The sequence below is a fragment of the Polynucleobacter sp. MWH-Aus1W21 genome (genome assembly GCF_018687275.1).
Taxonomy (GTDB): Bacteria; Pseudomonadota; Gammaproteobacteria; order Burkholderiales; family Burkholderiaceae; genus Polynucleobacter.
The window spans coordinates 2,074,486-2,100,081 of record NZ_CP061287.1; the positions used below are offsets into that span (position 1 = coordinate 2,074,486).

A 25,596-nucleotide genomic window follows, 5' to 3' on the forward strand; every position below is an offset into this window, starting at 1 on the left:
CTGATCTCAGAGTAATTTAGCTTCAGCTAAATCCGTTGCCTCTGAATTACCTGAGATCACCAAAATATCGTTAGCTTCTAGCTGTAGGTCTGGAGTGGGGTCAAGCTTCACGTAATCCGCATTTCGACCTTTACGACGCACTGCCTGAACGTTGACGCCTTCTTCATCCAAGTCAAGCTCACCCAAGGTTTTACCAATTGCCTGTGAATGGGGCAACAGAGTAATGGCATGCAAGCGCCAAGACTCATTCGAACCAAAGTCATCATCCGCAGATCCGCGGAAGTAACCCCTCAACAAGCTATAGCGCTCTTCCCTTGCTGTTGTTATGCGTCGCACCACTTTACGCATGGGCACACCCATGATAAGTAGAACATGTGAGGCAATCATCAAACTGCCTTCGATTAATTCAGGCACGACTTCTGTAGCTCCAGCGGCCTGTAACTTCGCAATGTCCGCATCATCTCTAGTGCGCACCAATACAGTCATGCCCGGACGCAAATGCTCAACTTGACGGAGAACGCGCATGCTTGCTGCAGTATCAGCATAGGTAATGACTACCGCCTTTGCTCTAGAGAGACCTGCGGCCACTAAATAGTTTTCACGGCTTGCATCGCCGTAGACCACGTTATCACCAGCAGCCGCAGCTTCTTTGACACGATCTGGATCCAAATCCAATGCAATGTAGGGAATCTTTTCTTGGTCAAGCATGCGTGCCAAGCTTTGACCTGAACGACCGAAGCCACAAATAACAACATGGTTTTCATTGCGCACACTCTTGGCGGCGACACGAGTAAGAGCAAGTGATTGCAACAACCACTCATTGCTAGAGAAACGCATCGCAATACGATCGCTGTATTCAATAAAGAAAGGTGCGCAGAACATGGAGATCAACATAGCTGCCAATACTGCTTGACTCAATATTGGGTCAATCAAATCTAAACCATCAATTTGATTGAGCAACACAAAACCAAATTCACCTGCCTGAGCCAGACACAAGCCAGTTCTAATGGAGATGCCAGGGCTGGAGCCAAAGACTCTAGAGAGTAAAGCGATTAAGCCAAACTTAAAAATTAACGGGCCGATTAGCAAAGCTAAAACAAGCACCCACTGCTCGCGAATGACATTGAAATCGAGCAACATGCCAATCGTAATAAAGAAGAGGCCCAGCAAGACATCGCGGAATGGTTTTACATCTTCTTCCACCTGATGGCGATAAGGGGTTTCAGAAATCAACATACCAGCCAAGAAAGCGCCAAGCGCTAGCGACAAACCAAAATGCTCTGTTAGCCCCGCCATGCCGAGCACAATCAACAAGAGGTTCAGCATGAATAACTCTTGTGAGCGCAGTTTGGCAACCAATCTAAACCAATGACTCATCAAACTTTGGCCAATGAAGAAAATCAATACCAAGGCAACCGTGATTTTGATTGAGGCCGCAGTCAGTGCAACAAATAAGTCCGAAGGATTTTTTCCAAGTGACGGCAATAAGATCAATAAGAAGACTACGGCCAAATCTTGGAATAACAAAATACCCACTACATTGCGACCATGTTCTGTCTCCAATTCAGCACGATCAGAAATGAGCTTGGTCACAATTGCGGTTGATGACATCGCCAGCGCACCACCTAATGCTATCGCAGCGTGCCAAGAGATGGGGTATATCCAATTCATTAACAAGCTAGCCGGAATTGCCAGCAGCATGGTCAGAATGACTTGGCTGCCACCAAGGCCAAATACGATAGATCGCATTGCCCGCAATTTATGCAGGTTAAATTCCAGACCAATCGAGAACATCAAGAAAACCACCCCGAATTCAGCCAAATACTTGACCGTGGCCGAATCATTTGCCAGACCGAAGGCATGGGGGCCAATCAGAACGCCAATGGCCAAATAGCCCAAAATAGGTGGCAAGCCAAAATAGCGGAAAATAACTACTCCGGCCACACCCGAGGCCAGGAGAATGAGGGTTAATTGAAGGACTGACGGCATATACTTACTTGATGATAGCTAAGACTCGTGAACGTACCCTAAAGCTTGCGCGCGACACCCTCTCCATTGAGGCTGCTGCACTGCAAACAATGCGTGATCGCCTAGAAGGCGTCAATGCCGACGCCCTTGTACTGGCGGTTGAACTTTTGCATGGCTGCAAAGGCAGAATCGTGGTTTCTGGAATCGGCAAATCGGGGCATATTGCCCGCAAAATTGCCGCCACCTTCGCCTCTACCGGGTCCCCAGCCTTTTTTGTTCATCCAGCCGAAGCTAGCCATGGCGATCTAGGAATGGTCACCAGAGACGATGTTTTTGTAGCACTGTCTAACTCTGGCGAGACAGATGAGCTTTTGACTATTGTCCCTATTGTGAAACGCACTGGCGCAAAACTGATTGCCCTCACCGGTGCACCAAATTCATCTCTTGCTAAATTGGCAGATGCTCACTTAGATACCAGCGTTGAAAAAGAAGCCTGCCCATTAAATCTCGCGCCCACCACTAGTACCACTGCAGCATTAGCTATGGGTGATGCATTGGCAGTTGCATTGCTAGACGCGCGCGGTTTTGAGGCGGAAGACTTCATTCGCTCTCATCCAGGCGGTAGACTAGGTCGCAAACAATTGATGCACGTCAGCGAAGTCATGCGCAGCTTTGCAGATACCCCAAAGATCTCTATCGATGCATCACTTCAAGATGCCTTATTAGAGATGACATCAAAACGTATGGGTATGGTGGTCATTTTAGATACCAACAAAAAAGTGTTTGGCATATTGACCGACGGTGATTTACGTCGCCTTCTAGAAAAAACCACCAACCTAGATGGCATCAAACTTGAGAGCGCAACTACTGCTGATCCTCGTACCATCCCGGCTGAACTGCTAGCTGAAGAAGCGATTGAGATGATGGAAAAACATCGCATCAACCACCTAGTCGTAACTGACGATAAAGGCCATTTATTAGGTGCCCTAAATCTGCATGATTTATTTGCAGCCAAAGTTATTTAATTTTTTTAGCAATCGATCAATTCATGCCCAGCGCCTTTAGCACTCATAACACCAACCCTTTATCTCAATACCCGCAAGCCTGGGAGCGTGCAGGTCAAGTAAAGCTCCTAGTTTTGGATGTTGATGGCGTTCTCACTAACGGGCAGGTTTGGATCGGTGCTGATGGCAAAGAGTCTTTAAAAGCTTTTGATATTCAAGATGGATTGGGTATCAAATTATTAGAGCAATGCGGTATTCCTACCGCCATCATTACTGGCAGAAATTCCAAGATGGTTTTGGCGCGTTGCGAAGAGCTTGGAATCAAGCATGTTCACATGGGTGTTGAAAATAAAGCGATCGCATTAGCAGAGGTAGTTAAATCACTGGGGCTAACTTCAGCAGATTGTGCAGTTATGGGAGATGACTGGCCAGACCTACAAATGATGAAACAAGCCGGTTTAAGAATTTGTCCGGCTCAAGGTCATGAGGCCGTTAAGGAATTTAGTCACCTGGTTACCATCCGCAACGGGGGTAATGGCGCCGTTCGTGAAGTGTGTGACCTCATTCTCAAAGCGCAGAATCGCTATGAGGAATTGCTAGCTAAGGCCCATAACTAAGCAATGCAGCTCAATCCGCAACAAATTAAGCTTGGCATTGGTCGCACGCTGCTGCGCCTCATGCCATTAATTTTGATGGGAGCGCTCACGCTTGCTACTTTTTGGTTGGTACAAAAAAATACTCCGCCCGAGAAATCCCCCTTAGAACGAGTGCGTCTTCACGAGCCCGACTACATCATTAAAGACGGCGCGCTATCTGCCTTAAATGAACTTGGTAATACTAAATACCGAATTCTGGGCGTTAAGGTAACCCACTACGATGATGATGCATCTATCGATATTCTTACACCCCGTATGCGTTTATTTCAAGCTGACAAGGCTCCGGTAACGGTCAAGGCTGATACAGGGCATCTGGATGGCGATCTAACCGTCTTGGATTTATACGATAACGCCTCTATCTATCGGCCCGCCCAAGACGCCACCGCAACACAAGCTGCAACCTTAAGGATGCTGGCTAGTTCAAGTTATTTCAAAGTATTAATTAATGACGACATTATTGAAACGAATCGACCCATTACTCTTGAACAAGGAATGTCGATCATGAACTCTACTGAAGGTGGGGTGTTTAATAATATCGAACAAAGTATGGTGCTAAGTGGTCAAGTAAAGGGCCGCATTGAGCGTGCTCCACGGAGAAATCCATGAGGCCAATCCTTAATTGCCGACTCACACGATTTAATCTACTAGCCCCTTTTATATTGGGACTCTTGCTTACCAATATTGTGTGTGCCGAAAAAGCAGACCAAGATAAGCCCCTTATCTTGGAGGCGGAGAAAGTTTCCGCAAACGACGTTAAACAATTTTACGACCTCAATGGTCAAGTTCTTCTTATCAAAGGTAGCATGATTGTTACTGGTGAAGATGGACATATTGCAGTGGATCCTGAAGGCTATGAATTTGTCGATGTCATTGGTAATCCCAATGAGGTAGCGAGCTTCAGGCAGCGTCGCGAGGGACTCGCAGATGAATTTATGCAAGGGCGTGGTGCCCAGGTAACTTACGACTCCAAAACAGAGTTTCTAACAATCACAGGTGATGCAACCCTGAAACGCTTGCTCAATATGCAAATGCTCGATCAATTAAAGGGCTGGAAAATTGAGTACGATGATGTAAAGCAGTATTATCGAGTCATCCCACCCAATGATGCGAAGCCAGAAGATCTACCCTTAGCAAGAGCCATACTTTCACCAAGACGAAAAGCAACACTAGAGAAATGACAGCGGATTTAACTCAAGCCAGTAATGCACCCACGCTCAGCGCTCATAACTTACAAAAACGTTATGGCTCAAGAACTGTGGTTCGAGATGTATCTGTTCAAGTGCGCTGCGGAGAGGTTGTGGGGCTGCTAGGCCCTAACGGGGCAGGTAAAACAACATCCTTCTATATGATTGTTGGCCTCGTCCCTCTCGATGGCGGAAATATTGTTTTAGACGGTGCGGACATCACGCACTTGCCAATTCACGAGAGAGCCAGAATGGGTCTTTCTTATTTGCCGCAAGAAGCCTCTGTATTCAGAAAACTCAATGTAGCTCAAAACATCCAAGCTGTGCTTGAGCTCCAAGTTCAAGGTGGCAAACCACTCAGCAAAGCCGAGATTGCCAATCGCCTAGATGAGCTCTTGGGTGAACTCCAGATCAGCCATCTACGTAACAATCCAGCCCTCTCCCTTTCGGGGGGCGAGCGTAGGCGCGTGGAGATTGCTAGAGCCCTTGCATCCCAACCTAAATTTATCCTTTTAGATGAACCCTTTGCAGGCGTTGACCCTATTGCTGTTGGGGAAATTCAGCGGATCGTACGCTTCTTGCGAGACCGACAAATTGGGGTTCTGATTACCGACCACAATGTCCGTGAAACCCTAGGCATCTGCGACCACGCGTACATCATTAGCGAAGGTAGCGTGTTGGCTGAAGGGAAGCCGGAACAGATTATTCAAAACGACGCTGTCAAAAGAGTCTATCTGGGCGAAAACTTCCGGATGTAAGCCCAGTAAGGCTTCTCACCTTTTTAGTAATAAAAATGCTCCACCCTCTTGGTTTTCAGCAAATTCGCTGATACGCTGGAGGCTCATGGTTTATTTTTCCAAAAAAAACAGCTCAAAAAATTTCAGGGGCCTGCTGCGCACCCCGGGCATCATTATGCGCACGCATCAATAGTATCTATACAAGGAGTTGCTAATGAATTTAAAAATTAATAGCCGTCATGTAGAAGTTACACCCGCCATGCGCTCACACCTTGAAGCGGGGCTAGCCAAAATTCGTAAGCACTTTGATCACGTGATTGATGCGTCCGCTTTCCTCATAGTGGATAAGGCTAAAGAGAAGGATCTTCGCCAAAGTGCTGAGATCACTATTCACCTCAAGGGGAAGGACTTGTTCGCTGAAGCACACAATGCCGACCTCTATCATGCGATGGATGCGGTGGTAGATAAACTGGAGCGTCAAGTTGTCAAACACAAAGAAAAAATCCAAGATCATCACCACGAAAAGCATTTTGAGTGATCTATTGCGTCAGGACACCTATAATCAATTCACATGAATGCCCTGACCCACCTTTTTACTCCCGACTGCATTGCATTGGACGTACCTGCCAAAAGTAGAGCCGATGCATTTGCAGCCGCTGGAGAGCTATTCTCCAAACAAACTGGAATAGACAAAAATTCTGTAGTTGAGTTCCTCAATGCACGTGAAGATTTAGGCTCCACCGCCCTTGGTGCTGGGGTTGCTATTCCTCACGGTCGAGTTAAAGGATTAAAACAACCAAGCGCTGCCTTCATGCGACTACAGAACCCAATTGAGTTTGCAGCCCCTGATGGTGAGCCAGTATCACTCCTCATATTCTTATTGGTGCCTGAAAAAGCTACACAACAGCATTTAGAAATCTTATCCTCAATCGCTCAACTGCTATCAGATGCAGATGCACGCCAAACATTACTTTCATCTTCAGACTCTTCAATAGTTTGTGACCTCCTGCAACGATGGGGTACGGCAAAATGACTCAGCCATTACTCCTGGAAGGAGTAACTGCTCAGCAGATTTTTGATGACAATGTTTCCGAATTGAAACTTTCTTGGATTGGCGGGCTCGAAGGTGCTGATCGCACTTTTCCGCCTGAAGCTGTAAAAGCAGCTGCTGCCAGCTCAGACCTGGTGGGGCACTTAAATCTGATTCACCCAAGCCGTATACAAATCTTCGGCGAACAGGAAGTAGACTATCACTCTGTTCTAGAGCCAAAACAAAGGCAAGAACAAATTGCGAGCTTGATTTCTAAAACGCCTCCTTGCGTCATCGTAGCCGACGGCAAGAGCGCGGACCCTGACCTACAACTTTTCTGTCAGCGCTCTTCAACACCTTTATTCACTACTGCAATTTCTGCCGCAGAAGTAATTGATCATCTACGCACCTACCTAACCAAAATTGGCGCGCCTCAAATTACGATGCATGGTGTCTTTATGGACATCTTGGGTCTGGGCGTCCTCCTCACCGGTGAATCCGGTCTTGGCAAGAGTGAGTTGGGTCTTGAGTTGATCTCACGTGGCCACGGCCTGGTTGCGGATGATGCAGTTGACTTTGCGCGGCTTGGGCCTGATTACATTGAGGGTCGCTGCCCCGTTATCTTGCGTAACTTACTCGAAGTTCGTGGATTGGGTTTATTGGATATTCGTACGATCTTCGGCGAAACAGCTGTTCGTCGCAAATTAAAACTGCGCCTGATTGTTCAGCTTGTACGCAGAACTGATGGTGAATTTGAGCGCTTACCGCTTGAAGCTCAGCATATCGATGTATTGGGTATTCCGATCCGCACAGTCAAAATTCAGGTTGCTGCAGGTCGTAACTTGGCTGTACTCGTTGAAGCTGCTGTGCGCAATACGATTTTGCAATTGCGCGGTATTGATACGCTTAAGGAATTCATTGAACGTCAACGCGTTCAGATGAATGCAGAGGCAGACTCCATTAAGTCGCAGGGTCGCTTACTTTAAGTTATGCAAATTAATCTGATTACCGGAATCTCAGGCTCAGGTAAATCAGTAGCCCTAAGGGCTTTTGAAGACGCGGGCTATGACTGCGTTGATAACCTTCCCGTTTCTCTTTTAGAAAATCTCATCTCTACTCTAGAAAAAGAGCAGTGCGAACGAGTTGCGGTTGCCATAGACGCTCGTCGCGGACAATCTATTGCTGACCTGCCGTCTATTCTTGAAAACTTACGCAAAAATCATCAGGTCCGAGTTGTGTTCTTAAACGCTGATACCAATACTTTGGTGCAACGCTTTTCTGAAACACGTCGTCGTCACCCCTTGTCAACCAATGCCAAGCAATCTCAATCGGCAACTCTTATTGAAGCAATTGATAAAGAACGTAACCTACTAGAGCCCTTGCGCACCCAAGCCCACAGCATTGATACCAGCAGCATTCCTGCTCATGCACTGCGCTCCTGGATCCAGGACCTCCTCAAAGACAAGCCCGTTGGCTTAACTGTGGTCTTTGAATCGTTTGGCTTTAAGAAAGGCGTACCTAGCGAGGCAGATCTCGTTTTTGATGTGCGCTGTCTGCCCAACCCTCACTACGACAAAGTCTTAAGACCACTTACCGGCAATGACAAACCCGTCAAAGAGTTTTTAGAAAAAATTCCAGAGGTAGTGAATATGGAAGCAGACATCACTCAATTCATTCATCGCTGGCTGCCGCATTACATTGCCGATGGACGTAGCTATCTAACGGTGGCAATTGGCTGCACTGGTGGTCAACATCGCTCGGTTTATTTGGTTAATCGCTTAAGTGAGCACTTTCGTGGCCAAAAGGATTTCAGTAACTTACAGCTTAATTTTTTAGATCGTCACCGCGAACTAGACTCAATCCCTGCAGCAAAATCTTAATTGGCTGCGGCAGTCCGTAGCGCCCCAGTTGATTTAAGGCAACCCACTTTAGATCTGGGTTTACAAGCGGCAACTCCTTTGGGCAGCTTGCTTGCCAAATATGCATCCATAGGCGCCTATGGGTAAAGACATGCTTAATTTCATTTACCTTTTGGAAGGATTTACACGACTTTGCCAGGGTCATATTCTTTTCTTGAGGAATTGCAGCTTGAAATAATTCCTGTGAGCTTAAATCAGTCTCTTTAGCGCCCAGCACCTTAGGCTTCCAGGCCGATTCAGGCAAAGACCAGAGGCCACCCCAAATCGCTTTGCTGGGGCGCTTTTGCAGCAGAACAGAATTGCCCGAACGAATCAACAACATATTGCAGTCAAATTCAGGAGATTTCGTTTTCTTAGTTTTTTGCGGAAGCAAAAGTACTTGACCACTCAAATTAGCCTGGCAGTATTTTGTAAAGGGGCACTTATTTTCAGAGCCCAAACAAACCGGTTTGCGTGAGGTGCACCAGGTTGCACCAAAGTCCATCAATGCTTGTGTATATACCGGCATATCAACCGATTTTTTTGGCAGCAACTCAGTTGCCAGATTCCAAAGTTGATTATTCACTGCCTTGTCTTGAATACTGCCCTCAACTGCAAATAAACGTGCCAAGATGCGCTTCACGTTAGCATCCAAAATGGGTGCGCGCTCATGAAATGCAAAGGCAGCAATAGCACCCGCAGTAGACCGTCCAATACCTTTTAACTGCTCTAGAACAATGGGATCACTTGGAAACTTCCCCGAAAATTCTGTCACTACTTGCTTTGCACACGAATGCAAATTTCTAGCGCGCGAGTAGTAGCCCAAACCAGCCCACTCTGCCAACACTTCATCAATATCTGCAGCAGCTAATTTTTTAACCGTTGGAAAGCGCTTCATAAAACGTGGGTAGCGCTCAAGTACTGTGGCAACCTGCGTTTGCTGCAGCATGATTTCAGATACCCAAACTGCATATGGATCTCGATTGCCTTGCCAGGGCAAGCCAGAGCGCCCACTAATCCCATGCCAAGCGATTAACTTTGATGCAAAGGTGTTGGTTAACGTTTTTGACATTGAGAACAAAAGTAAGTAGAGCGCTGGCCCTGCACTATTTGGCTAATGGGTGTTTTGCATATTTTGCATGGCAGTCCCTTGCGATCATAGACCTTGGTTTGAACCATGAAATGCCCTGGGTCGCCATTGCTATTCACAAAATCTTTTAGTGAGCTACCGCCAGCATCAATAGCTTTTTTCAGTATTAACCTGACAGCCTTTGCAAGACGAGAACATTGTGGCCGCGTTAGTTTGCCTGCAGCTTTTGCTGGATGAATGCCTGCCTCAAATAAGCTTTCAGAACAATAAATATTGCCGACACCAACAACTGCTTGGCCTGCCAAAAGAAATTGTTTCACTGCAACACTACGCTTGCGCGAAGATTGATACAACACTTCAGCACCTAACTCGCCAGAAAATTCTGGAGAAAACGGCTCTACCCCTAGTTTTTGTAATAGTGTAAATTTTTCAATTGGTCCTTTTGATTTGGGATGCCATAAAACGGCTCCAAATTTTCTGGGGTCATGCAAACGCAAACTCAACTTACCAAATTCAAGCGTTACTCGATCATGCGTCTTTAGCGGATCTGAGCTTGGCAATACCCGCAAGGTTCCCGTCATCCCCAAATGAATGAGCAAATAACCCGTATCCATCTCCAATAAGAGGTACTTGCCGCGACGCTCTATCGCGCTGACCTTTTGCCCGGGCAAGGATTTACTCAGACTCACGGGGACAGGCCAACGCAAGCGCCCATCAATGACTTTGACGGCGGTGACTTTGCGTCCCTCAAGGTGGGGCGCAATTCCTAATCGTGTGACTTCTACTTCTGGAAGTTCTGGCATAAATGGATTGTAGATTCGCGGATTAGAATGTGCTTATGAGCAAATTCGTACTAAAACCTCTGATGCAGGGTTTATTCCTGGCAGCCTTGGCTGGTGGAGCCATTTCATGCGCTCAAGCGCAGCCACAAGCAAATGGATTGCAAACAGGTGAAGCAATCTTTGAGGTGCTTGCCTCCGAAATCGCCCTCCAACGTGGCGAGGCTGGTTTAGCCTACAACACCTATCTAGAAATGGCGCGCCAATACAAAGATCCTAGGCTAGCCCAAAGAGCGATGGAAATAGCCATTTCAGGGGGATCTCCGGACTTAGCCATGCAAGCCGCCAAGACTTGGGATGAGCTGTCTCCGGCCTCAGATTCAAAGCCGAAAGAAGTCTTAGTGACATTGTTGATCCTTAGCAATCGCTGGTCTGATGCAATTAAGCCAGCAATTGCCTTACTACGACAACAAACACCCGCACAACAAGAAAATACTCTTTTGCAATTACAAGCGCTACTTGCCAAAGCAAAAGATGAGTCAGATGCACTGCGAGCGTTTTACGAAATTGCATCAACCGTCAAAATTGCACCCAAAGATCCTAGCTTGCTCTACACCTATGCAATGTCTGCTGAGAAAGTCGGCCGCATCGATGTCATGGAAAAAACTTTACGCGATATTTTGCGTAAAAACCCAAATGATGTGAATTCTTTAAATGCTCTCGGCTACTCTCTAGCTGATCGTAATCTGCAGCTGCCTGAGGCGTTTGCATTAATCAGCAAGGCACATCAACTCTCACCAAAAGACAGCTTTATTTTGGATAGCTTGGGCTGGGTGAATTTTCGACTTGGAAAAAACGCACTTGCATTAGAACAACTGCAACAAGCATTTGCTATGAAACCAGAAGCAGATATCGCTGCCCATGTTGGAGAAGTTTTATGGGTCATGAATCGCCAGAGCGAAGCAGAAAATATCTGGCGACAAGGCCAGAAGTTGGATGCCAATAACCCAACGCTTAAGGAAACACTCAAGCGCTTTAAGCCTGATTGGACTAGAGATGATCAAACAGCAAAGGGCTCTTGGGATGGTCGCTTTGCAGTCAAAGTCATTGGTTTAACTGAGTCACAAAACCAAGGTGGCTCAGGCGGATTTACCTTAACCCAAGAATCATTAAAAGATGTACTTGAGATACGCAATCCTATGGGTGGATCAGTTGCAAAAATTACCATCACACCAGGTGAGGCAATTCTAGAGAGTGATGGCAAGATAGTGACAGCAGTAGACGCAGACACCTTGGTACAAAATACTTTAGGACTACCTCTGCCAGCAAGAGGTCTATCTAACTGGTTAAGAGGCGAGGTGCGAGCTGGCAGTGAAGCGAGCGTTGATAGAAATGCTAAGGGTCAGGTGAACAAAATTAGTCAGGATGGCTGGGACCTCCTCTATACGTGGAGCAATACCGGTCGTCTAGAGAGACTCGCCATGACACGTAGCTCGAATATTGGTTCAATTGATATTCGCCTTGTGTTTGACCGGCCAAACGATTAAACAAGACAAGTATGGTGACACTCAATTCTTTATCTCTGCGCTCACCAGCTAAACTCAATCTTTTTTTGCATATTGTTGGACGCAGAAAAGATGGTTATCACCTATTGCAATCCGTCTTTCAGCTCATTGACTGGTGTGACACCCTAAACTTAAAACGTATTCCAGAAAATGAAGTGCGTCGCATCAATCCGATTCCTGGAGTTTTGCCTGAACAAGATTTAGTAGTGCGTGCTGCAAACTTGCTGAAAGATTTTTGCAAGATTGAAGCTGGGGTTGAAATTAATCTGCAAAAAGAAATTCCGATGGGCGCCGGTATGGGCGGCGGATCATCTGATGCGGCAACGACATTAATTGGCCTTAATGCACTCTGGGATCTCAATCTTTCCAGTGAAACACTTTGTAACTTAGGCTTAAAGTTGGGAGCCGATGTTCCATTCTTTATTTTTGGTAAAAATGCCTTTGTTGAAGGCATTGGGGAGAAAATTCAAGAAATTTCCCTTGAAACCCCGCATTTTTTGGTCATCTTCCCCAATCGGGGAATTGCAACCGCTAGCATTTTTCAAGACCCGGAATTGACCCGAGATCACGCTCAGATTACAATTGATGGCTTTCTTGCATCGCCATTGTTGTACCAATCAAATGATTGTCAGGCTGTAGCGATGCGGATTTGCCCAGAAGTGAAGCAAGCTTTGGATTGGATTACCCAGGTAGTATCGGGCTCTCAGCCCCGTATGTCTGGATCTGGAAGTAGCGTTTTTGCAGCCTTAGACCCTAAGACTGACATCGCAAAACTAGAAAATCTTCTTCAAAATCTTCCTAAAGGGTGGGTAGGTCGGGTTGTTCGGGGGCTAAATAAAAATCCCGCTTACAATTTGATTTCTTCAGATTGACCTGTAGGGGAATCGCCAAGCTGGTTAAGGCACTGGATTTTGATTCCAGCATGCGAAGGTTCGAATCCTTCTTCCCCTGCCAAAGACTGTAGAAACGACAAAGAAAACCTTTTGACCCCACAAAACCCTTAAAACTATGTCCTCCATAAACGCAGATTTATTGACTCTTTTCACAGGCAACGCAAATCCCGTTTTGGCTGAGGCTGTAGCCAAAGAACTCAATCTTCCAATGGGAAAAGCCTTTGTTGGCCGCTTCTCAGATGGCGAGATCCAAGTAGAAATTCAAGAAAACGTTCGCGGCAAAAATGTCGTAGTAATCCAATCAACCTGTGCGCCTACAAACGACAGCTTGATGGAACTCATGATCATGATTGATGCCCTAAAACGAGCATCCGCAAGCCGCATAACCGCAGTGATTCCTTACTTCGGTTATGCCCGTCAAGACCGTCGCCCTCGCTCTGCACGTGTTGCGATCTCCGCACGTATCGTCGCCAACATGCTTCAGTCTGTTGCTGGGATTGAACGTGTATTGACCATGGACCTCCATGCCGACCAGATTCAGGGCTTCTTCGATATTCCGGTAGATAACATCTACGCATCTCCCGTCCTATTGGCAGACCTGGAAGCCCAGAAGACCAAAAAAGATCTCATCATTGTTTCCCCAGATATTGGCGGCGTAGTTCGCGCCCGCGCAATGGCAAAACAGCTGGGCACAGATTTAGCGATTATTGATAAACGACGCCCTAAAGCCAACGTATCCGAAGTGATGCACCTTATTGGCGAAGTAGAAGGCCGTCACTGCGTCATCATGGACGACATTATTGATACTGGTGGAACCCTCTGTAAAGCCGCTGAGGCGCTTAAAGAACGTGGCGCTAAGGGTGTTACCGCCTACTGTACTCACGCCGTGCTCTCAGGCGGTGCTGTGGCTCGTATTGCCGCATCCGAACTAGATGAATTGGTTGTTACTGACACCATCCCACTGACTCCAGAGGCGATGAAAGTAGCAAAAATTCGCCAATTAAGCGTTGCCCCGATCCTCGCTGAAACCCTTTCCCGCATTAGCAAAGGTGATTCAGTGATGTCGATGTTTGCCGAATAAGCCAAAAATCACCGGTTTACCCCGCTTTTTGGCAGTTTTGAGCCTTTTGTAGGCAAAAACATCCTTTCCCACGATATAATCGAAGGCTTTTCTGTTTGGTCGCGAACGGAAATTAACCTTAACTAGGGAATTAATCATGAAAGTAGTTGCTTTTGAAAGAAGCGTACAGGGAACGGGTGCGAGCCGCCGTCTGCGCAATTCCGGAAAAACTCCGGGAATCGTTTACGGTAGTAAAGATCCAGCCTTGGTCATCGAGTTAGACCATAACGCGTTGTTCCATGCTCTCCGCAAGGAAGCATTCCACTCATCCATTTTGGATTTGGAAATTGGCGGCAAGACACAAAAAGTGTTGTTGCGCGATTACCAAATGCATCCATTTAAGCCATTGGTATTGCACATTGACTTCCAGCGCGTATCCGCAACTGAGAAAGTTCACATGCGCGTTCCATTGCACTTCACAAACGCTGACACTTCAGCTGCTGTGAAATTGCAAGGCGCTGTAATCAGCCACATCATGACTGAACTCGAAGTATCTTGCTTACCAGCAGATCTGCCAGAGTTTATTGAAGTGGATTTGGCGAAGATTGAAGTTGGTCATGGCGTTCATGCTAAAGACATCGCGCTGCCAAAGGGCGTTACCTTGGTATTGCATGTTGAGCAAGAAAATCCAGTACTTGCTAATGCACGTATCCCAGCAGTGAAAGCTGCTGAGCCTACAGATGCACCGGCTGCGCCAGCAGCTGCTGCTCCTGCAGCTGAAGCACCAAAGGATAAAGCTTAATTTATTAGATCAATCGCTTGTAATAAGAAGGCCTGCGCAAGCGGGCTTTTTTATTGCCCCCGTTTTGAATTCTTTTTTTGGCGAAATACTGTTATATCTTTAAACTCTGCTCATGACTAAATTAATTGTTGGCTTAGGCAATCCTGGAGATGAGCATGAAGAAGATCGGCATAACGCCGGCTTCTGGTTTGTCGACGCCTTAGCGAAACAATTGGGTGCTCGCTTTGAATCAGAGAAACGCTTTCATGGGAAAGTAGCAAAAGCAAAGTGGGAAGGTGAGGACCTCTTTCTACTAAAGCCGAGCACTTACATGAATCTGAGTGGTCAGTCTGTTGGCGCGCTATGTCGTTTTCATAAAATTACCCCTGCAGATATTTTGGTAGTTCAAGATGAGCTTGATCTCAAGCCTGGTACTGCACGCTTAAAACTTGGTGGGGGTACTGGCGGCCACAATGGCCTGAAAGATATTCAGGCGCATTTAAGTACCCCAGAGTATTGGCGCTTGCGCTTAGGCATAGGTCACCCCAGAGATGTAGTAGGCGATGGCCGCCCCATGGATGTTGCTGATTATGTATTGCGTAGGCCGCAACTAGCCGAGCAAAAACTCATCGATGCCAGCATCGAAAACAGCTTACAAATTTTGTCGCTCTTTTTGAAGGGGGATACGCAAACCGCCATGATGGAGCTGCACTCGAAGGGCTGATTCTATAAGCCACTCAGCTAGGTCGGGTTGGCTTTCTTATTGGCAGTTAATAGCTTGAACTTGACCATTAGCTGCTCTTGAGATTCAACAACTTCAGGATTAAATGGAATGCAATCTACCGGGCATACTTGACGGCATTGAGGTGCATCGTAGTGCCCCACGCATTCCGTACATTTATTAGGGTCGATTTCATAAATTTCCAGGCCCATATAAATAGCGTCATTTGGACATTCTGGCTCACACACATCGCAGTTGATGCATTCGTCCGTGATCATTAGAGCCATGGCTTACTCGTCAATCCTCACTCTTTATCCTGAGTGCCAGAAGCAATTTTTTGGACGAGCCATTTTTCTACTGATGGAAAAACAAACTTACTCACATCACCGCCCATCGATGCAATTTCACGCACGAAGGTACCGGAAATAAATTGATATTGATCAGATGGAGTTAAAAACAAAGTTTCAACATCTGGCAATAGGTAGCGATTCATCCCTGCCATTTGGAACTCGTACTCAAAATCAGATACAGCGCGCAAACCACGCACAATCACGCGCGCATTGTGCTCCCGAGCAAAATCTTTCAACAAACCTTTAAAGCCAACCACTTTGACATTGGGATAGTGGCCAAGCACTTCCTTGGCAATATCAATCCGCTCTTGCAATGTAAAAAATGGCCGTTTGCTACGACTATCAGCAACGCCCACAATCAATTCAGTAAAAATGCTAGATGCGCGGCGCACCAAGTCCTCGTGACCACGAGTAAATGGATCAAATGTTCCAGGGTAAACAGCAACAGTCATAATGTTCCTAAGGCTTTATCGGCTACAGGCAAGAGTTTAGCCTCTTCCACCCCGAAATAGACAGGCTTTTGCCTGTCCCGCCTCTAAGTATTTTCCACAATGCCAGTCCGGCAGTAGGGACTCTATCTCTTCGCGTGGACGATTAGATGGAAATTCGACATAAATACCGCCTCCAGAAGCATCGTCACAGACTCTTCCCGCCTCAATCACAGCTCGATCCAATAAGCTCGAATCCTGAAATGGGGGATCAATAAAAATGAGATTGTAGGAACGGTCTGCTTGTTGCTTTAAAAACTCCAGACTATCCCTTTGCAAAATTTCAACCACCCCAACAGCAGGAGATGACTGCAATAAAGCGAAATTTGTATTTAAGTTTGCGTGAGCCTTCTTATCCTTCTCCAGCAAGATCACTAATTGGGCGCCTCTTGAGGCAGCCTCAAAACCTAAGGCACCAGTACCTGCAAAAAGATCCAGACAACGCAAGCCTGTCAAATCTTGCCCCAACCAATTAAATAGAGTCTCACGGATTCGGTCAGTTGTGGGACGCAAACCCGGCAAATCCAAAACCGTCAGCAAGCGACTTCTCCAGTTGCCTCCAATAATCCGAACCTTCTTGGGTGGTTCAGTCTTCAGAGATTTGTTCGCTCTATTGGGCTTATTTATTTTTTGCTCCCAATACAACCATCTTCATGCGATCCATTGCCAAATATTTTTGGAACGATGCTTTCACTTGCTCCAATGTCACTGCCTCAACTTGCTTGGTCCAAATATCCATAGTATCGAGGGGTAAATCATTCCAAGCAATTGAAGAGACGTTATCCAACAACTTACGATTGTTATCAATACGAAGTGGATAGCCATTGATTAAATTTGATTTAGCGGCCTCGAGTTCTGATGGAGTAGGACCATCCGCAATAAATTGAGCGATCGTTGTGCTCATCACATCTAAGGCTAGAGTAGCTTGATCATTCTTGGTTTGTAGGCCAGCCTGAAAAATACCATTTTCTTTTCCGGGCGCAAAGTAACTAAATACGCTATACGCCAAGCCACGCTTCTCGCGCACTTCAGACATCAGACGTGAGACAAAACCACCACCGCCCAGGATGTAATTACCAACGAGTAATGGGAAGTAATCAGGGTTGTTTCGCGCGACTGCTGTCATACCCATTGCTATATGGGCTTGCTGAGAGTCAAACGGAATCTGAATTTCCCGTTGAGTCAAGGCTTCTATTGGGGAACGCTGCAGATCGGGCAACTTCGCAATCGGTTGACCTGACTGAGGAATCTGCTTTAACAAAATCTGTACGATTTCAGAAGCCTGGGCACGATCCACATCTCCCACAATACTCACAATCATACGATCGCCGCGATAAAACTGCTTATGAAATTGTTTGAGGTCGTTCACGTTTACAGCACCAACCGATTGCACCGTTGGCGAATCAGCCAAGGGATAATTTCCATAAACTGATTTTTTAAAACGTCGCTCTAAAACAAATTCTGGCTTTGTTTCAGCTTCACGCAAACTCGTAATTGTTCTTTGCTTTTCACGCTCAACTATTTTCGGATCATAGATTGGGGCGCTCAACATAGCCGCAGCCAACTGCACCGCTCTATCGCGCAAGTCTTTTCTACTGAGGCTGCGAATGCGCAAAATTGCTCTTTCACCACCGACCGATAAACCAATATTGGCACCTAAATCAGCAATTTCATCGGCTATTTGAGCCTCTGTTAATAAGCCCTTATCGCCTCTAGCGCCATAATTCATAAGGCCTGCAACCATATCAGCTACGCCACCTTTACCAGCAGGGTCATAGCGGTCACCTGCATCAATGCTGACCTCAATATCGACCATAGGCAATGCTTTGGTCTGGACCAAATAGGCTTGGGCACCCTTATAGGAATCCAATTTCTCAATTGGCAATATCGCGTAAGCATGACTCAGCAAACCAAAGCTCATTAGACAAGCTGAAAATATTCTGAAAAAGGCATTCATTATTTAACCTCCTTGTCAGCAGATTTACGAGTCTGTGGATCCAGAACAGCAATCGTCAAACCCTCGTCAACCAAATATTTTTTTGCCACTGCTTGGACTTGTTCTGGAGTAATAGTCTGCATTTTCTCCAACATATAGTTAATGTCTTTCCAAGAGAAGCCTGCCATTTCAGTGCTACCAATTTCCATTGCCTGACCAAAGATAGAGTCGCGCTTATAAATTTGATCAGACAAAATGCGCACCTTAATTCTTTTAAGCTCAGACTCCAAGATTCCTTTTTGCTTCAACTCATCAAGTGCTTTCCGAATACTTGCTTGAGCCTGCTCAACCGTCTTGCCTTTGGCCATCGTTGCGCCAATTAAAAATAACTCTGGTCCGCGAGAGATCATGTCGTAACCCACGCCAACATCATTCACCACCTTTTCTTGCTTAACAAGAGTGCGATTTAGACGGGCATTGTCATAGCCATCTAAAACAGCTGTCAGCAGCTCCAATGCATATGGCTCAACATCATCAAGCTTCCCAGGCTCAAGGCGGGGCGCCTTCCAGGCCATAGCCAGCTGAGCATTATCAGCTGGCGCCTTTACTTGAACCTGCTTAATTCCTTTTTGGGGCGGCTCAATTTGAGGCTTGCGAACCGGCAATTCATGAGCAACTGCTGCTCCGTAATATTTCTCTACCAAGGCCAACACTTGTTTAGCATCTACATCACCAGCCACTACTACTGTTGCATTGTTTGGAGCGTACCAACTGCGATACCAGTCTCGTGCATCCGTTGGCTTCATATTTTGCAAATCATTCATCCAGCCAATCACAGGATGACGATACGGAGAACTCATGTAAGCAGTTGCCATCAGCGATTCATTGAGCAAGCTGCTGGGGTTATCTTCTGTGCGCAAGCGGCGCTCTTCCATGACGACTTGAATTTCTTTTAAAAACTCCGCATCGTCAAAGTTGAGATTAGACATGCGATCGGCTTCAAGCTTGATCACGTTTTCTAGCTTTGATTTTTCAACTTGCTGAAAGTATGCGGTGTAGTCCCGAGATGTAAATGCATTTTCGCGCCCGCCTACAGCCGCTACCATGCGTGAAAACTCTCCAGACTTCACCTTATGAGTGCCTTTAAACATCATGTGTTCAAGCACGTGGGCAACACCAGTCTTGCCATTGACTTCATCCATAGAGCCAGCTCGATACCAGACCATATGCGCGACTGTTGGCGCGCGATGATCTTCTCTGACAATCAATTTCAGGCCATTGCTTAGCTGATATTCATGCGTATCAGCAGGTTGAGCACCAGCAGCCCAACTAATTTGAGTAAATAGGATGAATACAAAGGAAATTCGAAGTAAATTGGAAAGCATCTGCTAAATCACCATACCTTAAGAATTAAATTGATAAGATGCATGTTTTAAATTGTATCGATTATGTTCGGCTTACGTAAAACCCTCGGATCTCTTTTCAAATCAAGCAAGATTGATGAATCTTGGTTTGATACTTTGGAAGAATCACTAATACAAAGTGATGTGGGCCTTCCTACGACCGAACAACTCATCAGCAAACTACGTAAAGCAGCAAAATCAGAGAAAGCCTCCAGCCCCGAAGAGTTACAAGCGCTACTTATTCAAGAAGTCAGCTCATTACTCACTGCTATTGAGCCTTCACCAAATCCACTCTTTACTAGTGATAAGCCTAACACTCCAGAGGTATGGTTAGTTGTAGGGGTAAACGGTGCCGGCAAGACTACAACTATTGGCAAACTCTGCCGACTCTTTCAGTCTCAAGGTAAATCCGTTCTCCTGGCTGCTGGAGACACCTTCAGAGCCGCTGCACGTAACCAGCTTCAAGAGTGGGGTGGACGCAATCAAGTGGATGTCATCACCCAGGAAGGTGGTGACGCTGCTGCCGTTGCGCATGACGCAATTCATGCTGCTATCTCACGCAAGAATGACATTCTCATTATTGATACCGCAGGTCGTCTGGCAACCCAAGACAATCTGATGGAAGAACTCAAGAAGGTGAAACGTGTCATTGGCAAAGCACTCCCTGGAGCGCCGCACCACACACTACTTGTTTTAGACGGTAATACCGGGCAGAACGGCTTAAGCCAGGTAAAGGCATTTCATGCCGCCTTGGGACTGACTGGAATCATCGTGACCAAGCTTGACGGCACCGCTAAAGGCGGCGTGATCTGCGCTCTTGCCCACACCCTACAAGAAGGCCCAAAACCCGCTGTTCTAGCCCTAGGCAAAGGTGAGGGAATTGATGATTTAGCCCCCTTCACAGCAGGGCAATATTCTTCCGAATTATTCAATTAAATCAGTAACTTATAGAGGTTAAAAACGATTAGCACTCTCTTGACAAGAGTGCTAAAATAGAACCCTATTAACACCTCATATTTATAAGAAAAAATGGTTCAAAAGAAATCTGACACACCGAATTTGCAAACGCTGCCAGTCGCGCAGACTGCGGCGGCGTCTGCATTTCCAATGCTGCCAACTCTTGGGGTTGGCACTCTCGATTCATACATTGCGTACGTTAATCGCGTACCAATGCTCAGTGCTGCGGAAGAATTGCATCTTGCGCAGGAATTTCGTCGCACGGAAAATGTTGATGCTGCTAAAAGTTTAGTACTGTCGCATTTGCGTTTAGTGGTTTCTGTTGCTCGCCAATATCTTGGCTATGGCATTCCACACGCAGACTTAATTCAAGAAGGCAATATCGGCTTGATGAAGGCCGTTAAACGCTACGACCCAAACAATGGTGCTCGCTTAGTGTCTTACGCGATTCATTGGATCAAAGCAGAAATTCATGAGTACATTCTCAAGAACTGGCGCCTGGTTAAAACTGCAACCACTAAAGCACAACGTAAATTGTTCTTTAACTTGCGAAGCAATAAACCTACCTTAAGCGCACTGACTCCTAGCGAAGTAGATGCTTTAGCTAAAGCGCTTGATGTCAAAGGCTCTGACGTTAAAGAAATGGAAATGCGTCTTGCTGGCGGAGATGTTGCGCTTGAAGGCGATGACAGTGATGATGAGTCTGCTTATGCGCCTATTCAATGGCTAGCAGACAACTCACAAGAGCCTACCGCTCGCATTGCCAGCGCTGAAGCTGATGCCTTGCAAGGCCCTAAATTAGATCAAGCACTGATGGCTTTAGACGAGCGTAGTCGCAATATTGTGCAATCTCGTTGGCTGGCGATGGATGCTGAAGGTAATGGCACAAAGACATTACATGATCTTGCTGATGAGTACGGCATCTCAGCAGAACGTGTTCGTCAAATTGAAACTGCAGCACTCAAAAAGATGCGTGGATTACTCCAAGCAGCCTAAATAATAGGGTTCGATTAAGAACCCTTTTATTTTTTACTTCAGTAGTTCTTTCAAATCATGCGCCAAGGTCTCAGGACCTTGTGCGTGTTTGATATACAAACGTAAGCGACCCTCTGGATCAAATGCATAGCTACCTGCTGCGTGATCCATGGTGTATGAGCCTGTCTTGGCGCCTGGCACCTTCTTGTAATAAATCTTGAAGTCTTTGGTGACTTTTTCTAAACCAGCTTCATCTGCTGGACGCAAGCCTAAGAAACGCGGATCAAATGCGGGAACATACTGCTTCAAAATTTCCGCAGTATCACGCTCAGGATCCACCGTCACAAAAAGCACCTGAACCTTATCTGACTGGGCCCCCAAGAGAGTCATGGCTTGCTGCATTTCAGTTAAAGTGGTTGGACATACATCAGGACACTGGGTGTAGCCAAAGAACATCACTACCACTTTGCCCTTAAAGTCTGACAAGGTTCTCACCTTCCCATCTGGATCCAACAAACTAAAGTCTTTACCAAATGCCGTGCTGCCAGTGATATCAATATTTTTAAACTCTGGCTTTGGGCTACACGCTGTCAGTACAAAAAAAAGGATTGCTAAAAAGCAAATGCGCAAAAAATTCATATGGCTCTCAGAGGAAATAGTGATCTATTAAAAGCGCTGCAAAGAGTAGCGATAGGTAGGTAATAGAAAAGCGGAATGTTTTCTTAGCTAAAGCATCGCTATAAGAAACAAACAGTGCAACTACATAAGCCAAGAACATTAAACCCAGAATAATGGCGGATATTAAATACACCATACCGCTCATTCCATAGATGTAAGGCAACATCGTGGCAGCAATCAAAATCAAGGTATAGAGGACGATATTTAATAGCGTAAAACGCTCACCATGAGTCACCGGCAACATTGGCAAGCCCGACTGTACATAATCATCACGGCGATATAAAGCGAGCGCCCAGAAATGTGGGGGCGTCCATACAAAGATGATGAGAACTAAAAGCCAAGCTTCTGCAGAGAGCGTATTGGTTACCGCCGCCCAGCCCAATGCTGGCGGCATGGCGCCAGATAACCCGCCGATCACAATGTTTTGTGGTGTGGCAGGCTTTAGTAGCCAGGTATAGATCACTGCATAGCCTACAAAGGTGGCAAGCGTTAGCCACATTGTTAAGGGGTTGCAGAAGTTCCACAAAATAACCATTCCGAGCGAACCCAAAATGATGGAAAAAATAATGATGTGAAATGGCGTTACTTCGCCAGTAGCAGATGGTCGCCAAGAAGTGCGCTTCATTTTGGCATCAACAGCTTGCTCAATTAAACAATTCACCGCAAATGCTGCGCCGGCCAAAAGCCAGATACCCACAATGCCACCAAATAGAACTGGGTAAGGCACCATGCCAGGTGTCGCCAAGAACATCCCAATCACTGCACAAAATACGGCGAGCTGAGTCACTCTAGGCTTAGTTAAAACCCAATATTGACGCCAACGCGGCATAGCCACTGGCGCGCTTGTTTTAGAGTCACTCATATATTTATGCCATCTTCTTTTGAATGAAAGGCTTCCAAGAGGCCCAATAACTCATTCTGACTAAACAGAATACTAAAGCAGCAGAGCCAGCGGTATGCAATAGAGCGGCTAATAAAGGCCACTGAAATATCACATTTGAAATACCAGTAACAATCTGCAAGAGCAGCACCGCCAACAACAGCTTGGCCACCAAACCTAGATCAGAAAGAACAGGGGTTGCCAGCTTTAACGCTTTCAGACCCAAAGCACCTAGGACCACCAATACCAATAGCGCAAAGAGTCGATGCGCCCAATGAATGGTTTGCAAGGCTACAGGGGAGATAAATTCACCTTGGGCATTTAAACCCAATTGACGCCAAAGGGTAAAGCCTTCACTCCAATTTGTCTCGGGCCAAGCGCTGCCCATGCAGGTTGGAAAATCTGGACATGCTAAGACGGCGTAATTGGTGCTCACCCAAGCACCCAAGAAAACCTGGATTAAGAGAACCGCAAAAGAAAGAGTCAGAAGCTGTGCTGAAATCGGTCGAATACGAAGAATGCGAACTGCAGTAAGTTTTTCTTCCCAAGATTGTTGTGCATACAAAGTTAAGCAGGACAATAAAACTAAAGCCAACATCAAATGAATGGTGACAATAATGGGTTGTAACTTGAGAGTCACAGTCCAAGCACCAAAGGCGCCTTGCACGCAAACCAATACAAGTAAACCAAGGCTGCCCAGTAAAGGATTTTTTCCCAAAGACTTGAGCTTACTAAAGGCGATTCCTACTTGTATCAAAATGAGTGCGCCTACAGTCATCGCTAAATAGCGATGAATCATTTCGATCCAAGCTTTGATAACCGTCACAGGCCCGGTGGGCATAGCGCTCTCAGCCTGCTGAATATCGCTAAGCGCATGAAAAGGATTGGATGTGCCGTAGCATCCAGGCCAGTCAGGACAGCCCAAGCCTGAGTCAGTGAGCCGTGTAAATGCACCAAACACAATCAGATCAAAAGTCATAAAGACCAATATCCAATTAAGTTTTTGGAAAAAACTATAGCCCGGCTTTCTCCAAAGATAGAGCAGTGGCAAGCCAGCAAAAATAATGGCGATGGCTGCTAACTCTAAAAATAAAATCAAACTCGGCATTACAAATTCTCGCCCTTATGATTTAACTTCAGGAGCTTTTCTAGATCTTTCTTCATACCAGCAAACTCTTTAGGAGAGTTTGTCACTGGGAAATACATCATCTTGGCAGGACTTGGATCTACCAACTGAATCTGCTGGCCTGCACCCTCTTTATTTAGCCATGCCTCAAAGTCAGAACGAAACTTAGGATCCGACGGAAGGGAAACAATTTTGAAGCCTGCAGCTTTTTCGTCATACGCTTTAACGACTTCTGGGTCAACAGGCTGACCATCTGTGTTAACCCATAAGAGTTGTAGGCGACCGCCCTCTCTCCCCATTGCTACCTTTACTTGACGCATCAAAAATAAGGCTTCAATACATTTCTCATCCTTAACCTTGCATTCACCAGCAGGGCGAGCAATTAAAAGACTCCATTTACCTTTTGTGGGCACATCAAGCCATGCTGTATTAAATTCTTGAGCAGGGTAAACAAGAGTCCCCAAATTCGTTTTTCCGCCTGTAGGCTTAATCACGTAATACGTAAAATACGATGCAATTACTGGAGAGGCGCAAGCTAACAATAGCAATAGCATCTGAATGCGACCACGACGGGTGCGCGCATTAATAGCAGCTGAATCTACCTGTGATGCCGGAATTAATAACTCTTTATCACTCACCCTTGATCCCCATTCGCAAAACCCTGACGTTTGTATTGACGCAAACCTGTAACCAACCAAAATATGAAACCAGCAAAAGCCAAAGCAAACCACTGGAATGCATAAGCATAATGGCGATCGACTCCACTTGTCAGAGGCGGCCAATCACGCAGCAAACCATCGCCCGATCCGACCTCAACCTCACGCAAAATAAATGGAGCTTGCGTCCAACCATGCAACTTACCTTCAGACACTAAGTCAAAGTTTTGTTCAATCCTAGGTTTATTAGGATCAATAGCGTTCTTACCGCCACCTAACTCATAGACCTTACCAGGCTGTGCAAAAACGATGCCTTCTACATTCACTATCCGATTGGGGGTCTGCACTGGCGGTAAGGTTTCGCGATTCTCGTTGTTACGCGGCGCCCAACCACGGTTAACCCATAGCACCTCATCCTTGCCCTCTAGCCTTAAAGGCATCATCAGATAGAAACCCGATTGCGAAGTCGTACTGCCGGCGGGAGGAATGGGTCTAGGCCGGTTATCCAGCCAAATTGCTGCTTCTGGGAGGTATTGCCCCCTTGCAATCATGCGTCGCTCACGAGCCTCCTCTAAAGCCCAGGATTCAGCGTTCGCATTTAAGATAGGCATTTGTTGGCGCGCTAGCAAATTTGCTGCCAGGGCAACTTTGGTGTCTGCTCTACTCAGCTGCCAAATACCTGCTCCACAGCCAATCGCAATAACGATTAAGGCTGATACAGTAGCAACTATGCGCTTTATAACGAGAGCGGTAAAAAGACTATTCAAGAGAATTAATAACA

Annotated in this window: 29 protein-coding genes and 1 tRNA gene; 17 read left to right on the forward strand and 13 right to left on the reverse strand. The window is 46.2% G+C overall.

Translation table 11 applies throughout. The features are described 5' to 3' along the window. Window positions 1-6: 6 nt before the first annotated feature. Window positions 7-1,989, reverse strand: a complete 1,983-nt coding sequence (locus tag ICW03_RS10730; protein ID WP_215348001.1) for a monovalent cation:proton antiporter family protein — start codon at window positions 1,987-1,989, stop codon at window positions 7-9. A gap of 11 nt (window positions 1,990-2,000) precedes the next feature. Here ICW03_RS10730 and ICW03_RS10735 point away from each other — a divergent pair, with 11 nt between their 5' ends. The 9 genes from ICW03_RS10735 (at window position 2,001) to rapZ (ending at window position 8,459) form a co-directional block, all read left to right on the forward strand. After that, entirely contained in the window at window positions 2,001-2,993 is a 993-nt protein-coding gene (locus tag ICW03_RS10735; RefSeq protein WP_215348002.1) for an SIS domain-containing protein, read from the forward strand. Window positions 2,994-3,016: 23 nt separating this feature from the next. Further along, complete coding sequence (locus tag ICW03_RS10740; RefSeq protein WP_215348003.1) at window positions 3,017-3,589, forward strand: HAD family hydrolase; 573 nt, start codon at window positions 3,017-3,019, stop codon at window positions 3,587-3,589. 3 nt (window positions 3,590-3,592) lie between these two features. After that, entirely contained in the window at window positions 3,593-4,234 is a 642-nt protein-coding gene (lptC, locus tag ICW03_RS10745) for an LPS export ABC transporter periplasmic protein LptC (RefSeq protein WP_215348004.1), read from the forward strand. Next, a complete protein-coding gene (locus ICW03_RS10750; RefSeq protein ID WP_215348005.1) occupies window positions 4,231-4,806 on the forward strand; it encodes an LptA/OstA family protein in 576 nt (191 codons plus the stop codon). Before lptC ends, ICW03_RS10750 begins: the two co-directional genes overlap by 4 nt. Continuing rightward, window positions 4,803-5,570, forward strand: coding sequence for an LPS export ABC transporter ATP-binding protein (lptB, locus tag ICW03_RS10755; RefSeq protein ID WP_215348006.1), 768 nt, complete (start codon window positions 4,803-4,805; stop codon window positions 5,568-5,570). The genes ICW03_RS10750 and lptB overlap by 4 nt, the downstream gene beginning before the upstream one ends. Window positions 5,571-5,763: 193 nt before the next feature. Further along, the gene (gene hpf / locus ICW03_RS10760; protein WP_068319625.1) at window positions 5,764-6,087 is read left to right on the forward strand and encodes a ribosome hibernation-promoting factor, HPF/YfiA family; all 324 of its coding nucleotides are present in this window, start codon (window positions 5,764-5,766) and stop codon (window positions 6,085-6,087) included. Between the two features lie 33 nt (window positions 6,088-6,120). Continuing rightward, window positions 6,121-6,582 (forward strand): PTS sugar transporter subunit IIA, encoded by a 462-nt coding sequence (locus ICW03_RS10765; protein WP_215348007.1) that lies wholly within the window; start codon window positions 6,121-6,123, stop codon window positions 6,580-6,582. After that, window positions 6,579-7,565, forward strand: a complete 987-nt coding sequence (hprK, locus tag ICW03_RS10770) for an HPr(Ser) kinase/phosphatase (protein ID WP_215348008.1) — start codon at window positions 6,579-6,581, stop codon at window positions 7,563-7,565. The genes ICW03_RS10765 and hprK overlap by 4 nt, the downstream gene beginning before the upstream one ends. 3 nt (window positions 7,566-7,568) lie before the next feature. Then, the gene (gene rapZ / locus ICW03_RS10775; RefSeq protein WP_215348009.1) at window positions 7,569-8,459 is read left to right on the forward strand and encodes an RNase adapter RapZ; all 891 of its coding nucleotides are present in this window, start codon (window positions 7,569-7,571) and stop codon (window positions 8,457-8,459) included. Here rapZ and mutY read toward each other — a convergent pair. Both mutY and mutM read right to left on the reverse strand, forming a co-directional pair. After that, on the reverse strand, window positions 8,404-9,549 hold the full coding sequence (mutY, locus tag ICW03_RS10780; protein ID WP_215348010.1) for an A/G-specific adenine glycosylase: 1,146 nt from the start codon (window positions 9,547-9,549) through the stop codon (window positions 8,404-8,406). The genes rapZ and mutY overlap by 56 nt on opposite strands. After that, the gene (mutM, locus tag ICW03_RS10785) at window positions 9,534-10,370 is read right to left on the reverse strand and encodes a bifunctional DNA-formamidopyrimidine glycosylase/DNA-(apurinic or apyrimidinic site) lyase (RefSeq protein WP_215348011.1); all 837 of its coding nucleotides are present in this window, start codon (window positions 10,368-10,370) and stop codon (window positions 9,534-9,536) included. The genes mutY and mutM overlap by 16 nt, the downstream gene beginning before the upstream one ends. Before the next feature lie 35 nt (window positions 10,371-10,405). Between mutM and ICW03_RS10790 the strand changes: the two genes are divergently transcribed. The 6 genes from ICW03_RS10790 (at window position 10,406) to pth (ending at window position 15,369) form a co-directional block, all read left to right on the forward strand. Continuing rightward, on the forward strand, window positions 10,406-11,893 hold the full coding sequence (locus ICW03_RS10790; RefSeq protein ID WP_215348012.1) for a lipoprotein insertase outer membrane protein LolB: 1,488 nt from the start codon (window positions 10,406-10,408) through the stop codon (window positions 11,891-11,893). Between the two features lie 11 nt (window positions 11,894-11,904). Next, entirely contained in the window at window positions 11,905-12,783 is an 879-nt protein-coding gene (ispE, locus tag ICW03_RS10795) for a 4-(cytidine 5'-diphospho)-2-C-methyl-D-erythritol kinase (protein WP_371819879.1), read from the forward strand. Between the two features lie 5 nt (window positions 12,784-12,788). Continuing rightward, a tRNA-Gln gene (locus tag ICW03_RS10800) sits at window positions 12,789-12,865 on the forward strand. Window positions 12,866-12,919: 54 nt separating this feature from the next. Next, window positions 12,920-13,885: a ribose-phosphate pyrophosphokinase gene (locus tag ICW03_RS10805; RefSeq protein ID WP_068319641.1), complete on the forward strand. Its 966-nt coding sequence runs from the start codon at window positions 12,920-12,922 to the stop codon at window positions 13,883-13,885. 136 nt (window positions 13,886-14,021) lie between these two features. Further along, the gene (locus ICW03_RS10810) at window positions 14,022-14,666 is read left to right on the forward strand and encodes a 50S ribosomal protein L25/general stress protein Ctc (RefSeq protein ID WP_215348013.1); all 645 of its coding nucleotides are present in this window, start codon (window positions 14,022-14,024) and stop codon (window positions 14,664-14,666) included. Window positions 14,667-14,778: 112 nt separating this feature from the next. Beyond that, window positions 14,779-15,369, forward strand: coding sequence for an aminoacyl-tRNA hydrolase (gene pth / locus ICW03_RS10815; protein ID WP_215348014.1), 591 nt, complete (start codon window positions 14,779-14,781; stop codon window positions 15,367-15,369). Between the two features lie 17 nt (window positions 15,370-15,386). Here pth and ICW03_RS10820 read toward each other — a convergent pair whose 3' ends face one another. Genes ICW03_RS10820 through ICW03_RS10840 form a run of 5 tightly spaced genes read right to left on the reverse strand, consistent with a single transcriptional unit; the run spans window position 15,387 to window position 19,525 of the window. Next, window positions 15,387-15,653 carry a YfhL family 4Fe-4S dicluster ferredoxin gene (locus ICW03_RS10820; protein ID WP_215348015.1) on the reverse strand — a complete coding sequence of 89 codons (267 nt, stop codon included), beginning with the start codon at window positions 15,651-15,653 and terminating at the stop codon, window positions 15,387-15,389. 17 nt (window positions 15,654-15,670) lie between these two features. Then, the gene (gene coaD / locus ICW03_RS10825) at window positions 15,671-16,168 is read right to left on the reverse strand and encodes a pantetheine-phosphate adenylyltransferase (RefSeq protein WP_215348016.1); all 498 of its coding nucleotides are present in this window, start codon (window positions 16,166-16,168) and stop codon (window positions 15,671-15,673) included. A gap of 36 nt (window positions 16,169-16,204) precedes the next feature. Beyond that, window positions 16,205-16,849: a 16S rRNA (guanine(966)-N(2))-methyltransferase RsmD gene (gene rsmD / locus ICW03_RS10830; protein ID WP_256441444.1), complete on the reverse strand. Its 645-nt coding sequence runs from the start codon at window positions 16,847-16,849 to the stop codon at window positions 16,205-16,207. Then, entirely contained in the window at window positions 16,824-18,161 is a 1,338-nt protein-coding gene (locus ICW03_RS10835; protein WP_215348017.1) for a pitrilysin family protein, read from the reverse strand. The genes rsmD and ICW03_RS10835 overlap by 26 nt, the downstream gene beginning before the upstream one ends. Further along, entirely contained in the window at window positions 18,161-19,525 is a 1,365-nt protein-coding gene (locus tag ICW03_RS10840; RefSeq protein ID WP_215348018.1) for a pitrilysin family protein, read from the reverse strand. Before ICW03_RS10840 ends, ICW03_RS10835 begins: the two co-directional genes overlap by 1 nt. A 63-nt stretch (window positions 19,526-19,588) precedes the next feature. Between ICW03_RS10840 and ftsY the strand changes: the two genes are divergently transcribed. Both ftsY and rpoH read left to right on the forward strand, forming a co-directional pair. After that, on the forward strand, window positions 19,589-20,479 hold the full coding sequence (ftsY, locus tag ICW03_RS10845; protein ID WP_215348019.1) for a signal recognition particle-docking protein FtsY: 891 nt from the start codon (window positions 19,589-19,591) through the stop codon (window positions 20,477-20,479). A gap of 93 nt (window positions 20,480-20,572) precedes the next feature. Then, complete coding sequence (rpoH, locus tag ICW03_RS10850; RefSeq protein ID WP_215348020.1) at window positions 20,573-21,496, forward strand: RNA polymerase sigma factor RpoH; 924 nt, start codon at window positions 20,573-20,575, stop codon at window positions 21,494-21,496. 33 nt (window positions 21,497-21,529) lie between these two features. Here rpoH and ICW03_RS10855 read toward each other — a convergent pair whose 3' ends face one another. The 5 genes from ICW03_RS10855 to ICW03_RS10875 are packed head-to-tail and all read right to left on the reverse strand — an operon-like array spanning window position 21,530 to window position 25,582. After that, a complete protein-coding gene (locus ICW03_RS10855; RefSeq protein ID WP_215348021.1) occupies window positions 21,530-22,114 on the reverse strand; it encodes an SCO family protein in 585 nt (194 codons plus the stop codon). A 7-nt stretch (window positions 22,115-22,121) separates the two neighbouring features. Beyond that, window positions 22,122-23,015, reverse strand: a complete 894-nt coding sequence (gene cyoE / locus ICW03_RS10860; RefSeq protein ID WP_215348022.1) for a heme o synthase — start codon at window positions 23,013-23,015, stop codon at window positions 22,122-22,124. A 4-nt stretch (window positions 23,016-23,019) separates the two neighbouring features. Beyond that, window positions 23,020-24,141, reverse strand: a complete 1,122-nt coding sequence (locus tag ICW03_RS10865; RefSeq protein WP_215348023.1) for a heme A synthase — start codon at window positions 24,139-24,141, stop codon at window positions 23,020-23,022. Continuing rightward, window positions 24,141-24,797: a hypothetical protein gene (locus tag ICW03_RS10870; RefSeq protein WP_215348024.1), complete on the reverse strand. Its 657-nt coding sequence runs from the start codon at window positions 24,795-24,797 to the stop codon at window positions 24,141-24,143. The genes ICW03_RS10865 and ICW03_RS10870 overlap by 1 nt, the downstream gene beginning before the upstream one ends. Then, window positions 24,794-25,582 (reverse strand): SURF1 family protein, encoded by a 789-nt coding sequence (locus ICW03_RS10875; RefSeq protein WP_251374403.1) that lies wholly within the window; start codon window positions 25,580-25,582, stop codon window positions 24,794-24,796. The genes ICW03_RS10870 and ICW03_RS10875 overlap by 4 nt, the downstream gene beginning before the upstream one ends. Window positions 25,583-25,596: the final 14 nt, after the last annotated feature.